The organism is Paenibacillus silviterrae, assembly GCF_030167925.1.
Classification (GTDB): domain Bacteria; phylum Bacillota; class Bacilli; order Paenibacillales; family NBRC-103111; genus Paenibacillus_G; species Paenibacillus_G silviterrae.
In genome coordinates, this window is the sequence record NZ_JASKUT010000001.1 from 1,597,982 (window position 1) to 1,610,910 (window position 12,929).

Annotated in this window: 16 protein-coding genes and 1 pseudogene; 6 read left to right on the plus strand and 11 right to left on the minus strand. The window is 51.4% G+C overall.

Translation table 11 applies throughout. The features are described from left to right. Positions 1 to 58 precede the first annotated feature (58 nt). The 5 genes from floT to QMO62_RS06875 form a co-directional block, all read right to left on the minus strand. Positions 59 to 1,591 (minus strand): flotillin lipid rafts scaffold protein FloT, encoded by a 1,533-nt coding sequence (floT, locus tag QMO62_RS06855; RefSeq protein WP_284639679.1) that lies wholly within the window; start codon positions 1,589 to 1,591, stop codon positions 59 to 61. Positions 1,592 to 1,606: 15 nt separating this feature from the next. Beyond that, complete coding sequence (locus QMO62_RS06860; protein ID WP_284639680.1) at positions 1,607 to 2,143, minus strand: NfeD family protein; 537 nt, start codon at positions 2,141 to 2,143, stop codon at positions 1,607 to 1,609. Between the two features lie 131 nt (positions 2,144 to 2,274). After that, on the minus strand, positions 2,275 to 2,499 hold the full coding sequence (locus QMO62_RS06865) for an alpha/beta-type small acid-soluble spore protein (protein WP_284639683.1): 225 nt from the start codon (positions 2,497 to 2,499) through the stop codon (positions 2,275 to 2,277). Between the two features lie 103 nt (positions 2,500 to 2,602). Continuing rightward, positions 2,603 to 3,556, minus strand: a complete 954-nt coding sequence (locus QMO62_RS06870; protein WP_284639685.1) for a bile acid:sodium symporter family protein — start codon at positions 3,554 to 3,556, stop codon at positions 2,603 to 2,605. Between the two features lie 113 nt (positions 3,557 to 3,669). After that, positions 3,670 to 4,503, minus strand: a complete 834-nt coding sequence (locus tag QMO62_RS06875; protein WP_284639687.1) for a hypothetical protein — start codon at positions 4,501 to 4,503, stop codon at positions 3,670 to 3,672. Positions 4,504 to 4,666: 163 nt separating this feature from the next. Here QMO62_RS06875 and QMO62_RS06880 point away from each other — a divergent pair, with 163 nt between their 5' ends. Beyond that, on the plus strand, positions 4,667 to 5,653 hold the full coding sequence (locus QMO62_RS06880; RefSeq protein WP_284639689.1) for a YpdA family putative bacillithiol disulfide reductase: 987 nt from the start codon (positions 4,667 to 4,669) through the stop codon (positions 5,651 to 5,653). 39 nt (positions 5,654 to 5,692) lie between these two features. Here the strand turns inward: QMO62_RS06880 and QMO62_RS06885 are convergent, their stop codons facing one another. Then, positions 5,693 to 6,421, minus strand: a complete 729-nt coding sequence (locus QMO62_RS06885) for a phosphonate ABC transporter ATP-binding protein (RefSeq protein ID WP_284639691.1) — start codon at positions 6,419 to 6,421, stop codon at positions 5,693 to 5,695. Positions 6,422 to 6,450: 29 nt separating this feature from the next. Next, positions 6,451 to 6,516, minus strand: a pseudogene (locus tag QMO62_RS33405) (50S ribosomal protein L32); the annotation flags it as partial. 36 nt (positions 6,517 to 6,552) lie between these two features. On the opposite strand from QMO62_RS33405, the gene QMO62_RS06890 reads away from it, so the two are divergent. Then, positions 6,553 to 6,732: a hypothetical protein gene (locus tag QMO62_RS06890; protein WP_284639693.1), complete on the plus strand. Its 180-nt coding sequence runs from the start codon at positions 6,553 to 6,555 to the stop codon at positions 6,730 to 6,732. Positions 6,733 to 6,825: 93 nt separating this feature from the next. Here QMO62_RS06890 and QMO62_RS06895 read toward each other — a convergent pair whose 3' ends face one another. Continuing rightward, positions 6,826 to 6,972, minus strand: coding sequence for a hypothetical protein (locus QMO62_RS06895; protein WP_284639695.1), 147 nt, complete (start codon positions 6,970 to 6,972; stop codon positions 6,826 to 6,828). A 181-nt stretch (positions 6,973 to 7,153) separates the two neighbouring features. Between QMO62_RS06895 and QMO62_RS06900 the strand changes: the two genes are divergently transcribed. From QMO62_RS06900 to QMO62_RS06910, 3 genes are all read left to right on the plus strand, one after another. Beyond that, positions 7,154 to 7,324 carry an aspartyl-phosphate phosphatase Spo0E family protein gene (locus QMO62_RS06900; RefSeq protein WP_284639696.1) on the plus strand — a complete coding sequence of 57 codons (171 nt, stop codon included), beginning with the start codon at positions 7,154 to 7,156 and terminating at the stop codon, positions 7,322 to 7,324. Positions 7,325 to 7,518: 194 nt separating this feature from the next. Beyond that, positions 7,519 to 7,701 carry a hypothetical protein gene (locus QMO62_RS06905; RefSeq protein WP_284639698.1) on the plus strand — a complete coding sequence of 61 codons (183 nt, stop codon included), beginning with the start codon at positions 7,519 to 7,521 and terminating at the stop codon, positions 7,699 to 7,701. Between the two features lie 137 nt (positions 7,702 to 7,838). Further along, positions 7,839 to 9,014, plus strand: coding sequence for a M20 family metallopeptidase (locus QMO62_RS06910; protein WP_284639700.1), 1,176 nt, complete (start codon positions 7,839 to 7,841; stop codon positions 9,012 to 9,014). A gap of 74 nt (positions 9,015 to 9,088) precedes the next feature. Here the strand turns inward: QMO62_RS06910 and QMO62_RS06915 are convergent, their stop codons facing one another. The 3 genes from QMO62_RS06915 to QMO62_RS06925 all read right to left on the minus strand — a co-directional run bounded on the left by QMO62_RS06915 (position 9,089) and on the right by QMO62_RS06925 (position 11,437). After that, positions 9,089 to 9,811 carry an amino acid ABC transporter ATP-binding protein gene (locus QMO62_RS06915; protein WP_284639701.1) on the minus strand — a complete coding sequence of 241 codons (723 nt, stop codon included), beginning with the start codon at positions 9,809 to 9,811 and terminating at the stop codon, positions 9,089 to 9,091. Beyond that, the gene (locus tag QMO62_RS06920; protein WP_372516712.1) at positions 9,804 to 10,469 is read right to left on the minus strand and encodes an amino acid ABC transporter permease; all 666 of its coding nucleotides are present in this window, start codon (positions 10,467 to 10,469) and stop codon (positions 9,804 to 9,806) included. Before QMO62_RS06920 ends, QMO62_RS06915 begins: the two co-directional genes overlap by 8 nt. Before the next feature lie 122 nt (positions 10,470 to 10,591). Beyond that, positions 10,592 to 11,437 carry an ABC transporter substrate-binding protein gene (locus tag QMO62_RS06925; protein WP_284639706.1) on the minus strand — a complete coding sequence of 282 codons (846 nt, stop codon included), beginning with the start codon at positions 11,435 to 11,437 and terminating at the stop codon, positions 10,592 to 10,594. 192 nt (positions 11,438 to 11,629) lie between these two features. On the opposite strand from QMO62_RS06925, the gene bcbE reads away from it, so the two are divergent. Further along, complete coding sequence (gene bcbE, locus QMO62_RS06930; RefSeq protein WP_284639707.1) at positions 11,630 to 12,919, plus strand: bacillibactin exporter BcbE; 1,290 nt, start codon at positions 11,630 to 11,632, stop codon at positions 12,917 to 12,919. Positions 12,920 to 12,929 lie beyond the last annotated feature (10 nt).

Here is a 12,929-nt window from a genome sequence, read left to right on the forward strand (position 1 = left end):
AGAAAACACCTGCAAACCGCTCAAAACGAGCGATTGCAGGTGTTTTTCGTTTGACACATTATGACGGGTTTTTCGGTGTCTCCAGGGCCGTAGCCGCTTCCGCTTTCGCTTGCGCCGGCGTCTGAGCCGCCGAATGCGCTGCCCCGACTCGGCTTGTAAGACCCTTAACCAGCTGTTCTACGTCGATTCCGCTTACGCTCTTCAGCATCTCCGGAGCCGTCGCCATGAGCGAGGTGACATAGTTGCTGACCCTTGCCGCGCCTTCGCCATGTCCCGTATCGACGACGGTCAGCTTGTCGATGGCCTTGATCGGCTCCGCCACACGTCCGGCGAGCTCAGGCAGCATCTTCACGATGATGTCCAGCACCGCCGCTTCGCCGAACTTCTCGAACGCCTCGGCCAGCTTCTGCTTCGCCTCGGCCTCCGCCAAGCCTCGCAGCCGGATGACCTCGGCCTCCGCGGTACCCTTCGCACGCTCCGCGTCGGCTTCGGCAAGACCCGCAAGCCGCTTCTGCTCCGCCTGCGCTCTGGCTTCCGCTTCTATGCGGTACTGCAGCGCGTCCGCTTCACGCAGCTTCTTCGCCTTGTCGGCTTCGGCCGCCTGCTCTACCGCATACCGGTCCGCATCGGCCTTCTTCTTGACCTCCGCGTCATACTGCTTCTCCCGGCGCAGGATTTCCTTCGCCTCGAGATCGATCTCGCGCTCCTTGCGAACAAGCTCTACGCGCATTTGCTCCTCGACTACCGTCTGCTTCGAACGAGCTTCCTGCACGTGGTAGGCTTGGTCGGCTTCCGCCTTGGCCATATCCTGCTCCCGTTTGAAGGAAGCGACTTTCAGCTGGTTCTCCTTCGATGCTTCAGCGATGTTCGTATCGCGCAGCAGCTCCGCCTTCTGCCCTTCCTCTTCCGCCCGCGCCTTCTGAATTCTCGCATCCCGGACGGCTTCCGCTTCCGCGATTTCCGCATCCCGCTTCACGGCTGCGATTCTCGGCTTACCGAGGGCGTCGAGATAGCCGTGCTTGTCTCGAAGGTCCTTAATCGTGAAGGAGACGATCTGCAGCCCCATTTTCTTCAAATCCTTGGCGGCAACGCCCTGGACCTCCTGAGCAAATTTATCGCGGTTGCGATAAACCTCCTCTACGGTCATCGAACCGAGGATCGCCCGCAGATGTCCCTCGAGCACCTCCTGCGCTTCGCCCTTCAAGGCTTCCGTAGGCTTGCCCATAAATTGCTCCGCCGCCGTGGCAACATCCTCTACCGCGCCGCCGATCTTAATAATCGCTACCCCGTCGGCCATTACCGGTACGCCTTGCTCCGTATATACCTCCGGAGTAGAGACGTCCAGCTTGTGCGATAACAGCGACAGAAACTCCGCCTGCTGGAATACGGGAAGGATGAAGGATCCTCCGCCTCGTACAATTTTAATTTTCCGGCCGGTTTCATCCGTCAGCACATTGCTGCTGCCGAGGAACGACCCCGTTACGATCATCGCTTCATCCGGACTTACGGTTTTGTAACGCGCCCAGAAGGCCAAACCGAGAACTACAATGACACCCACTACAAGAATCGGGACTACGAATGCATCAGGCATGTACGCAAAACTCCTTTACAATGTGTTATCATCCAAGCGGGAAACCAGTAAGGTACGATCCTTCACTTCAACCGTAACCACTCTGGCTCCCGCCTCGATTGCGTTCCCGTCTAAGCTGGCCGCTATCTGGTTGGTAACCCCGCCTCCTGCTCGCAGCATGACCTCGCCGTATCCTCTTGCCGGAATCGGCACGGTGACCTCACTGATCCTTCCGACCAAATCCTCCATGGAGAAGGCAATGGAGTTCTCGCTGTTACGCATGGGCTTGACGTACAGGAAGTAGACGGCCATAGCCGATAGAACCGCCATCAAAAAGGAAAGGATCAGCACCGAACCCGTTCCGATAGACGAATACTTCGTCAACAGAATTCCTGCTCCGCCCAGAACGGACATACTGCTGAAAAGCACCATCGGCTGCAGCTTATCCAGCAGGTCGCCGGAAAGAAAATCCAAAGTTCCGTCCAGCACCCCGCTCAGCAGATCTCCAAAAACGACCGTCACTAAGGCGAAAAGTACACCGGTGATCAAAAGCCCCCAGTACAGCTCCAGCATCCAACGACCCTCCTTACGTCGTATTCATATAACATACTAAGTAATACGTAACGAACCGTCAGGAAGTTGCGTAAAAAACAAAATGACCAAGGCGCCGAAGCGCCTTGGTCATTTTTACTCAGTAAGTACGATTAGAATTTGTTACCTGCCAGTTGTTGTTCAGCAATTTGCACCAAACGGCGGGTAATATGTCCCCCGATTGCACCGGTATCACGAGTAGCCATGTACCCGTAGTACCCGTCTTGCGGGATTTGGATGCCCAATTCTTGAGCCACTTCATATTTCAGTTGTTCCAAAGCTTGATTTGCCTGAGGTACTACAAGTACGTTGCTGCTGCGAGATTGTCCGTTTGCCATTGTTTATACCTCCTGTAAATCGTTTTTTGTTGTTACATCTGCTATTATTGCGCGAAAAGGCGAAGGCTATCCAAACGGAAACGTAGTAACTTTTTCCATGTAATTAAGGACTTGTCCGCTGCTTCATAACGGTATGAACAAACAGCGCGATCGGATGCTGTACCAGCACAGCCAGCATAATCGGCACCGCGACTTTGGGTGAAAAATACAGCTGGGCGATGACCATGCCTGCCGTATAATTGCGAATGCCGCCGCTGTAAGTAAAGGCAATCTCCGAGGAGGTAACAAGTCTCATCCACGCCATCGTAACCCAGCTTCCGATATAGCCGAGCACGATTAATCCGGCAACCGCCATGATCAGCGAAACGATCTCTTTCGTAAATCCCCCCATGGAGGAAGCCATCGCTGCAGCGTTCAGCATCACAATGATGTACAGGGTAACCTTGGAAGACAACGACATCACCACCCTGATCTTTTGCCGGCTCTTCAGCTTTCGGATCGCCGCTCCGACGGCAATGCCGACAAGACAAGGAATGACCACAAGCCTGACGACCCCCCAAATAAGCGGGATTGTGTCCATGCGAACGGATTCGCCCAGCAGACTGATCAGAGTAAATGGAATGAGAAGCGGACTGAGCAAGGCATCAATGGTCACCATGGAAATGGCAATCCCGACATTCCCTTTGCTTAAGCTGACCCAAACGATCGAAGTTACTCCAATGGGCATGATCATGGCTAACAAGATTCCCAGCTGGAACTCACCCGAGCCCTCATAGAACATCGTTAACAGTTTAAAGGTAAGCACGGGCAGCACGATATGGAACATCAGCAGCAGCGTAATCATGGGCAGCGGACGACGCCATACCTCCATGAACTGATCCTTCGTAACATTCATGGAGGAGACGAAGGTCAAAAACATAAACAAATAAGGTACATAGGATATGTAATCTCGAAGCGTCTCCTCCATGGTGTACCCGAGCCACAACAAGATCGGCAGCAAAATAATAATCCAACGTTCCAATGTTCGATTCAAGAGTGATAGCAGCGTTTCGCTCATAGTGCTCCCCCGGACCTGAATATGGCTTCTGTTACCCTTGCGCCGCTTGTCCTTCACTCATGTGTATGCGTGAGCTCGTCTTTTCAATACACCAAATCAGCACGTTTCTTCCCTCAAGTGGATCGCAGTGCAATCATCTGATAGACCGGCCGCGAATCCCCTTTCAATTGCACTTCCTTCAGCTTCATCTGGGAAGAGCCGTCCCCGTCCAAAAAGATGCCGCCGATCAGTCGCCCGGGCATGATCGTCTCCAGGATGGCCGTACGGAACTGCTCCGCCGTGCACGGCTTGTCCGATACAATCAGCCATAGCTGCTGCTGAGCGTCGTAGACCGCGCCCGATCGAAGGCGCGGCTCCTCTATGAGCGGCATATCCTCCTTGCGAGCCTGCTCCACCCAGCGCCCCGGATCGGACAATGACATGCTGACTCCGCCTTGAGCCCAGTAATGCTGCTTGTCCGTCACCTGCAGCTCGTCGGCAGCAAGGACCACCTGCGTAGAAAATCGCCTCGCTGCCGCGTCCCAGACAAGCGTTCCCTTCGGGTGATCGATATTGTGCCAGCCAGAGCCATAGTCCTCGGCCTGACCTTTGACCGGAAAGTTGTTCATTACGGCTATGCTGAGCAGATATCCTTGCCAGAAGAAGCCCCCATTGATCCCGTAATCCGATTCCTTCGTAACATTGCCGGAGATAGCCTTTAAGATCACAGCATCCGGCGAGGTTCGGACGGCATGCAGCTTCACGCCGTTACCGGCCATGGTTTCATAATAGCTGTACAACATGGGCTCGGGGAGCGGCTCACGCGCAGGCAAACCGAAGCCTAACACAGCAAGCAGATTTCCTGCGAGGAAACCTATGAAATACAATTGTAGGCGTTTCCAGTTGACAGCGCGAGCCTTCCTGTGCGTGAGCACCCTGCTCATCATCTCCCAAAGCACCTCTTTCATTCGCCGATAGTTTACCATTCTATGTTTCTATTCTACGAAACATAACGCTACGATATGTCACTTGATAGCCAAGAATCCGAGATAATTGTGCTGTTCTTGCAAATCCGTTACTATAGTATAGAAAGCTGCTAACTTTCTACTACCAGGAAAGCGTGGTGCGTTTATGGAAGACGTTATCATCATCGGGGCGGGCCCCTGCGGACTATCGGCCGGCTTGGAGCTCCGGAAGACGGGGATCGATCCGCTAATCATAGAGAAGGAATGCGTCGTCCATTCCATTTACTTATACCCGACCTATATGCAGTTCTTCAGTACTCCGGAGCTGCTGGAAATCGGCGGTTATCCGTTCTCGACCCCGCATGAGAAGCCCTATCGGATCGAGGCGTTGCATTATTACCGCACGGTTGCCGAGCGAAGCAAGCTGCGAATCGAATCCTATCGGACGGTGACCGCCATTGAGAAAAAGCCGGACGGCCATTTCGAGCTGACTGTTGCTCACCGGAGCGGAGAACGCTATACGGCTGAGGCCAAGCACGTGATTGTGGCCACGGGTTATTTCGACCATCCGAATCTGCTGGGGATTCCCGGCGAAGAGCTTCCCAAGGTGACGCATTACTACCGGGAAGCACATCCGTATACAGGAATGAAGGTGGCTGTTATCGGGGGAAGCAACTCCGCCATTGATGCGGCGATGGATCTTATGAAGGCCGGCGCCGACGTAACGGTCGTCTATCGTGGCGAGGGCTATTCCGGAGTTATCAAGCCATGGGTTTTGCCGATCTTCGAAAGCATGGTGAACAAAGGACGCATTCGCATGCTGTTCCGATCCCAAGTCATTCGCATCGAGGAAACTACTATAACCATCACTCACGAGGGCGCCGAGCGTACGTTGGACAATGATTTTGTACTTGCCCTTACGGGCTTTCGCCCCGACAGGAAGCTGATTACTGCAGCAGGCGCCGAACTGAACGAGAGCGGCGAATCCCCGATCTTTCATCCCGAGACGATGGAAACAACCGTCCCCGGTCTTTATATTGCCGGTGTTGCCGCCTCTGGCAAGAACGCCAATGAGGTGTTCATCGAGACAGGCCGTCTGCATGGCGGAATGATTGCCCGTGACATCGAGCAGAAACAAAAACGGTCGTCCTGAGCTTCTCAGGCGACCGTTTCTTGCTAATTATGATGTTATCTAAAAAATAAGATCTTTTTCCCTCTGTGTCAATCGTCTTCCGGCGATATCCACTACCAGCTTGCCTCCGGACAAGCCCCAGATACGGCTTCCGTACTTCTCCGCCAGCTCCACTTGGTGCAGACTGCAGAGCACAATCATCTTCTCTTTCTCACACAGCCGCTTTAAGTCTTCCAGTACCCGGCTGGCCGCTTCCGGATCCAATCCGGACACCGGCTCGTCCGCAAAGATGACGCGTGCACCCTTGATCAGCGCCTTGCAAACCGCCACCCGCTGCTTCTCCCCGCCGCTTAGCTTCTCAACCGGTTCATGCGCTTTATCGAGAAGTCCCACTCGGTCCAAATAATCCATGGCTTCCATGTGATCGTCCTCCGATACACTGTTGGTAAGAAAGCGCCACCATGACTTTTTGAACAGAAGAGCGCTCAGCACGTTTTTCAATGCGGATTTTTTCGGATTCAGCGCCGGCTTTTCTTCGAGGAAAAACCATTCCTTGCGCAGCTGAAGCTTCTCCCATGCTCCGATCTTGGAGATGTCCTTGCCGTCATAAATATACTGGCCTTCATCCCACTTCTCCTTGAGCGACAAGCATTTGAAGAAAGTGGTCTTACCGCTTCCGCTGGATCCGAGAAGCGCGACCAGCTCCCCTTCATCCGCCTGGAAGCTGATTTTATCAAGAATCAAATGATTGGGAGGATAGCTCTTGTTTAAATTGCGTACGATGATCATTCGTCCGATGTCTCCTTTACCCCGGCATTCTATGGTACTACTATAACATGACGGCCCACATAAAAACCACAGCCGGGGCACAACCTATGTTGTGTTTCCCATTATATCGAATTGGTAAGGAGTGATTTCTCATGAAGCATCAACTGGTCAAAATGGTATGTGAACGAGCGAATATTTCGGAAGGTCAGGCTAATGAAGCGATCGAAACGGTGATCGGCTACTTCAAAACCCGCATCCCGGCTGAATTTGCCGATGAGCTGGGCAACCTGGCAGCCGGTCACAATCAAGACAACGCAGACCCGAACCAATAATAATCATCAAGTTCAGCAGCCCCGGCCCTAAAGCCGGGGTTTTTCCTAAACAAAAAAGCCGCCATAATGATGACGGCCAAGGAATCCGAAATGCTATTGAGGGTTAGTTTCCTTCGGCACCTCATTCAGGCTAGGCGGGCGCTTCGCCACCTTATCCGCATGCATAATGGCTTCCGGCTCCGTAAACTTATGCTCTTTAAAGTTCGGATTGTTCGGATGATTTGCTTTTTCGCTGTCCATTCTCGTCACCTCCACTGCAGTTACTTTGTCTCCTTAGCCGTCACATTATGCTCCTTTCGACCGTTTGTCAGAAAATATTTAAATTTTATCGACACGTTTTTACAACTTTCCCGGCGGACAAGCCTTATAATAGCTCCTTAGCGGAACTTATTTGGGCATGAATCGGGGTTGAACAGTTGAAATGGATGAATTGAAATTGAAGCAGGATCTGGAACGCATGCAGTTTCAGCTGTATCACTTGGTAGAACAAAAAGGGAGCTTTGTTGATCCCAAGGTTGTAGAGCTCAGCCAAAAAATCGACCGATTGGTCCTCACGATGCAGCAGCTCAGGATGAAAAATAAGGCCAAATAGCTACGAGACCCTAACCGTACGAACCGTACAAAATTAGGCGTCTCTTTTTTTCTTTTCGGCTTGATAAATGTAACATGATATGTTATATTAAAACCAAGGAAAATCAAGGGTTTCAGCAATGTAAACACTTACTTAAATAGCAGCTTTCACACTATTGGTCGACTAGGCAGAACATCACAAAGGAGCGATGAGCCATGAGTCAACACGCTGAGCAGCCGCAAGAAAAGAAAATCTCCGTCGAGCTTACCTTGAATGAGGCGCTGGCCTTAACCGGTGTCCGTTTCCGTGAGAATCATCAACTGGAAGTTGAAGCGGTGCAGAAGATTAAGCGCCAATTGGAGGAGCAAATTCTTGATCCTCGAAGAAACCTGCAATAACACATGACCATAACCCTCCGAGCCTAAACGGTGATGAAGACTCCTGCAAGCGATAGCTGCGGAGTCTTCTTTGTATTTGCCCGGCCGATTTCATATAATGAAAGCTATAGATTCCGAAAGGAGCGCATAACTCTGCCATGAAACAACAGATCGCCCGTACCATTGATACCTATGCGGATTCCTTGATTGAGCTGTCCCGCTATATCGGGAATCATCCGGAGCTGGGACATGAAGAATTTCAAGCCTGTGCCCGTTTGACGGAGGCATTACGTCAGCACGGCTTCCAAGTACTGAACCCTTATCATGGGCTCCCTACAGCTTTTCTCGGAGAATATCAGTCTCCCAAACCGGGCCCGATTGTGGCTTTCTTATGTGAATATGACGCTCTGCCGGAGCTCGGCCATGCCTGCGGTCACCACTTGATCTGTACGATGGGCCTAGCTGCGGCCATTGGGCTGAAGTCTGTTATTGATGAGATCGGCGGCACCATTCGCGTCTATGGCACGCCTGCGGAGGAAACCAAAGGGGCGAAAGTGACCATGGCGGCGGAAGGCCTATTTGACGATGTAGATGTTGCTCTGATGGCTCACCCCTTCTATACATACGAGCGTTCCGGGCAATCCCTGGCGATGGATGCGGTGCAGTTCGAATACTTCGGCAAGGCTGCTCACGCTGCCGCAAGCCCTTATGAAGGCGTCAATGCACTGGATGCCGTCCTCCTGCTGTTTCAATCGATCGGTGCCTTGCGGCAGCAGCTCAGGAGCCATGCCCGCCTTCACGGGATTATCAACGATGGGGGAAAAGCACCGAACATTATTCCCGATTACGCATCCGCTCGATTTTATATCCGTTCGGCCAATCGCCCTTATACGGATGAAGTTGTGCAGAAGGTACTGCGCTGTGCGGAAGGGGCTGCGCTTCAAACGGGCTGCCGGCTGGAATGGTCTCATTATGAATACTCCTATGACGAGTTGATTACGAACGAGACCCTGTCGGAGCTTTTTACCAAAAATTTGGTGGAGCTGGGCATACGGGAAGAGGAAATCGAGTATGGTAAAGATCACGGTTCACTAGACCTCGGCAATGTGTCGCGCCACTGCCCTGCCATTCATCCTTATATCAAGGTGATAGATGAGAAGCATCTGCTGCATACGAAGGAATTCCGGGACTTGGCGATGCAGGACCGAGCCTTTGAAGGGATGCTGCTTGGAGCCAAGTCTCTCGCCTTCACAGCATACGATGCGGCCGCCAATCCGGACGTGCTGCGCGCAATCAAGGAAGAATTCGTGCGGAGTCTTAAACAAGACGCTTAAACGAATAGAGACCCTGCTGCACCGCACTGATCTCGTGCGGTGTAACAGGGTCCTTTTTCTTTTCCTAAGTTCAATTATAGAACCTTGCGTAAAAATTCTTGAGTTCTCGGGTGCTGAGGATTGGCAAATACGTTCTCAGGCTTCCCCTGCTCGACGATGTTGCCTCCGTCCATGAAGATCAATCGGCTCCCCACTTCCTTGGCGAAGCCCATCTCGTGTGTGACGACAACCATGGTCATCCCCTCCGCCGCGAGCTCCTTCATGACGTCAAGCACTTCTCCTACCATCTCCGGGTCGAGCGCAGACGTCGGCTCGTCGAAGAGCATCACATCCGGAGACATGGCTAACGCCCGCGCAATGGCGATTCGCTGCTTTTGTCCGCCGGACAGCTGCCCCGGGTAGCTCTTCGCCTTGTCGCTAAGCCCGATCCGCTTCAGCAGGCTCATGGCAATCCCGTTGGCTTCCGACTCGCTGAGCTTCTTCAGCTTGCGGGGGGCGAGCGTAATATTATCCAGCACAGTCATGTGCGGGAACAGGTTAAACTGCTGAAACACCATCCCCATCCGCATCCGCAGCTGATTAATATTTTGCTTGCCCTTGAGCAGGGAGACTCCGTCAAAAATGATATCGCCCCCCGTCGGCTGCTCAAGCAAATTCAAACAGCGAAGGAATGTGCTTTTCCCTGAGCCGCTAGGACCGATAACGACGACTACCTCGCCCTTCCGGATTTCAATATCCACCCCGGTCAGTACATGATTGCTGCCGAACGATTTATGCAGCCCCGTCACGTTAATCACTGGTCTTCATCCTCCTTTCGGCGACCCCAAGCAGCTTCGACAGCGTTAAGGTCATGACGAGATAAATAACAGCGGCAACGATCAGCGGCTCAAAAGGCTGTGCCGTGTTGCCCCGAACCGTATCGGCGCTATACATCAGCTCGCTGATTCCGATAACCGATACGATGGACGATTCCTTTATAATGACGATAAATTCATTCCCTAATGCCGGCAGTACATTGCGGAAAGCCTGCGGCCAAATGATGAAGCGCATGGCCATGCTTTGAGGCATACCCAGCGAACGCGCCGCTTCCATTTGTCCTTTATCAATGGCTTGAATCCCCGCTCGGAACGTTTCGGCCACATAAGCGGCGCTGTTGATCGATAAGGCTACCACCCCTGCCATAAAATCGGGGAACGAGCTGCTGATCGCCGGAATCTCCGGGAATTGAATACCCAGCTTCGGCAGGCCGTAATAAATGATGTACAGCTGCACCAGCAGCGGTGTGCCCCGGATGACCTCAATATACGCAACGGCAATGTAACGAAGTACGGAAAAACGAGACATTCTCATCATCGCCACAACCATTCCGAGTACAACCCCAAAAAGCACGGTAAGTATCGATAAGATTAATGTGGCTTTAGCCCCGTTAAGGAAAAACATGTAGTACTTATCCATAAAATCAAAATTCAACCTAACTCCACCACCTTTGCCATGTAAGAATTGTTTATAACCAACAAAAACCCGACGGACAGGTCCGCACAGGTTTTTGTCAAGAAGCGGCTATGAATCTCCAGATATTATTCCACCATATCGTTGGCTTCAGCAACAAGCTTGTCGATGGTTTTATCCTTCATCAGACGATCCAGCGTTTTATTCATGGCCTCAACGAGCTCAGGCGCTCCCTTTTTCAAAGCAATCGCGGAGCCGCTGTCTTCCGTATTCAGCTTGATGCTTTCCGCTACCATCAGATCCTTATTTTTGGCCAAATAAGCCGTTGCTACCGGCAACTCGACAACAAGCGCATCGACCTTCTTGTTTTTCAGCTCCAGCATCAAATCGGAAATTTTACCAAGCGGCTTCACTTCCGAATTAGGCATTTGTTCCTTTACGATTTTTTCTTGCGTTGCACCCTTTTGTGCCCCCACCTTTTTCCCTTTCAGGTCATCGATGGATTTGAATTTATCTTTATCTTCCGCACGGATAACAACCGTCTGGACAGCCGTATAATAAACCTTGGTAAAGTCAACACTCTTCTTACGCTCTTCTGTTGGAGTCATGCCGGAAATGACGAAATCTACATTGCCTGCTTCCAGCGCTGCGAGCAAGCCGTCGAATTTCATATCCTTCATCTCAAGCTCAACACCGAGGTCCTTAGCAATCGCCCTCGCAATTTCAATATCAAAGCCGACGATTTCGTCCTTTTTGTTGACTTCTTTATGGAATTCGTAAGGAGGGTAATCGGCGCTAGTGCCTACAACAATTTTACCGGCCTTTTTAATTTGATCCAGCTTCGTTTCCTTTTGCGCAGCCGGGGCAGCAGATCCGTTCGCCGGCTGAGCTGCGGGAGCTGCCTTCTGTCCGCAAGCAACGATAACCAGTGTCATACATAGAAACAAAAACAAAAGTGCTTTTTTTTTAGTCATTGGTCAATTCCCCTTTCTGAGTAACTTCAACATTATATAATATGGCACTTCGTTTGACAATAACTTGTGCCATTCGACAACCTTGTTGGTGATGGGTTTAATCCTTTTTATTGTTATTATTTACCATATGGTTTACAGTTACCGGACATGCCGGACATCTCGACAATACCAAAATGAAGGGTGGTCCGTTTCATGGAAGCCAAGAAAACATGGGATTTGGTTGCCGTCTCCTCCATTCCCTTAATCATGACACTAGGGAATTCAATGTTGATCCCGATTCTTCCATCCATATCCAGGGAGCTGCACATTACGTCTTTTCAAGTCAGTATGATCATTACCGTATATTCCGTGATCGCCATTCTGCTGATTCCGATTGCCGGCTTCTTGTCAGACCGGTTCGGCCGCAAAGTCGTCATTGTTCCCAGTCTTATATTAGCCGGGATTGGCGGCTTGATTTGCGGGCTGGCTGCTTGGTGGATGAAAGACGGTGCCGCTTACTGGACGATTTTGGCAGGCCGCTTTCTTCAAGGTATCGGGGCTGCAGGAGCTTTCCCTATCGTGCTGCCTCTTGTTGGAGATATGTTCAAGAATGAAAAGGAAGTCAGCCATGCGCTGGGACTGGTCGAAACCTCGAATACGTTCGGGAAGGTGCTTAGCCCTATTCTCGGTTCCCTCCTGGCTCTATGGATCTGGTACATTCCGTTTCTGGCCATCCCTGTGTTATGTCTGATTTCCGTCCTGCTCGTTGCCTTTTTGGTCAAAACGCCGAAAAAGCAAGATAACCGGGAAAAGAAGGAATCGGTTCATGAATTTCTGCAATCATTGAAAGAGATCGCAAAGGAGAAAGGCCGTTGGCTTGCCGGCGTATTTGCGATCGGTGCAATTTGCATGTTCGTCCTGTTTGGAATTTTGTTTCAAATTTCCAATGTACTTGAAGAGCAGTATCAAATCGACGGGATTGGGAAAGGCGGCTTGCTGGCCGTCCCCCTTTCGCTCCTATGTCTTTCTTCTTATATAACGGGAAAGTGGATCGGGGAAAATAAAAAACGAATGAAATGGGTTACCGTGATCAGCATGCTGCTGCTATCGGGAGCCCTGGTTTGTACTGCATTATTCGGGATCAGCATATTATGGCTGCAATTTGTTTGGATCGGACTGGCGGGGATCGGTATTGGGGTTGCCCTTCCTTGTCTGGATGCCTTTATTACAGAGGGGATCAGTAAAAAAGAGCGAGGGACGGTAAGCTCGGTGTACAGCAGCATGCGGTTCATCGGGGTTGCCGCCGGTCCGCCCGCCGTATCTTTGTTGGTTGTGCTTGGCCATTCCATGCTCTACTTCATCCTAACGGGTGTGAGCGTAGTCGGTGCTCTGCTTGCGTTATTCGCGATTCGACCGAAATCCGCAGGACCGACGGATTCAAATAATGAGGAAGAAACCTTGCATGAAAAGAAAGTGCATCGGGGAAAAATACCTGCGGTGTGAGTGCTTCAAA

Bases quoted from the DNA above. Each gene is read 5' to 3' on its own strand.
- floT (WP_284639679.1), bottom strand. From the start codon at position 1,591: ATGCCTGATGCATTCGTAGTCCCGATTCTTGTAGTGGGTGTCATTGTA.
- QMO62_RS06860 (WP_284639680.1), bottom strand. From the start codon at position 2,143: ATGCTGGAGCTGTACTGGGGGCTTTTGATCACCGGTGTACTTTTCGCC.
- QMO62_RS06865 (WP_284639683.1), bottom strand. From the start codon at position 2,499: ATGGCAAACGGACAATCTCGCAGCAGCAACGTACTTGTAGTACCTCAG.
- QMO62_RS06870 (WP_284639685.1), bottom strand. From the start codon at position 3,556: ATGAGCGAAACGCTGCTATCACTCTTGAATCGAACATTGGAACGTTGG.
- QMO62_RS06875 (WP_284639687.1), bottom strand. From the start codon at position 4,503: ATGAAAGAGGTGCTTTGGGAGATGATGAGCAGGGTGCTCACGCACAGG.
- QMO62_RS06880 (WP_284639689.1), top strand. From the start codon at position 4,667: ATGGAAGACGTTATCATCATCGGGGCGGGCCCCTGCGGACTATCGGCC.
- QMO62_RS06885 (WP_284639691.1), bottom strand. From the start codon at position 6,421: ATGATCATCGTACGCAATTTAAACAAGAGCTATCCTCCCAATCATTTG.
- QMO62_RS06890 (WP_284639693.1), top strand. From the start codon at position 6,553: ATGAAGCATCAACTGGTCAAAATGGTATGTGAACGAGCGAATATTTCG.
- QMO62_RS06895 (WP_284639695.1), bottom strand. From the start codon at position 6,972: ATGGACAGCGAAAAAGCAAATCATCCGAACAATCCGAACTTTAAAGAG.
- QMO62_RS06900 (WP_284639696.1), top strand. From the start codon at position 7,154: ATGGATGAATTGAAATTGAAGCAGGATCTGGAACGCATGCAGTTTCAG.
- QMO62_RS06905 (WP_284639698.1), top strand. From the start codon at position 7,519: ATGAGTCAACACGCTGAGCAGCCGCAAGAAAAGAAAATCTCCGTCGAG.
- QMO62_RS06910 (WP_284639700.1), top strand. From the start codon at position 7,839: ATGAAACAACAGATCGCCCGTACCATTGATACCTATGCGGATTCCTTG.
- QMO62_RS06920 (WP_372516712.1), bottom strand. From the start codon at position 10,469: ATGGATAAGTACTACATGTTTTTCCTTAACGGGGCTAAAGCCACATTA.
- QMO62_RS06925 (WP_284639706.1), bottom strand. From the start codon at position 11,437: ATGACTAAAAAAAAAGCACTTTTGTTTTTGTTTCTATGTATGACACTG.
- bcbE (WP_284639707.1), top strand. From the start codon at position 11,630: ATGGAAGCCAAGAAAACATGGGATTTGGTTGCCGTCTCCTCCATTCCC.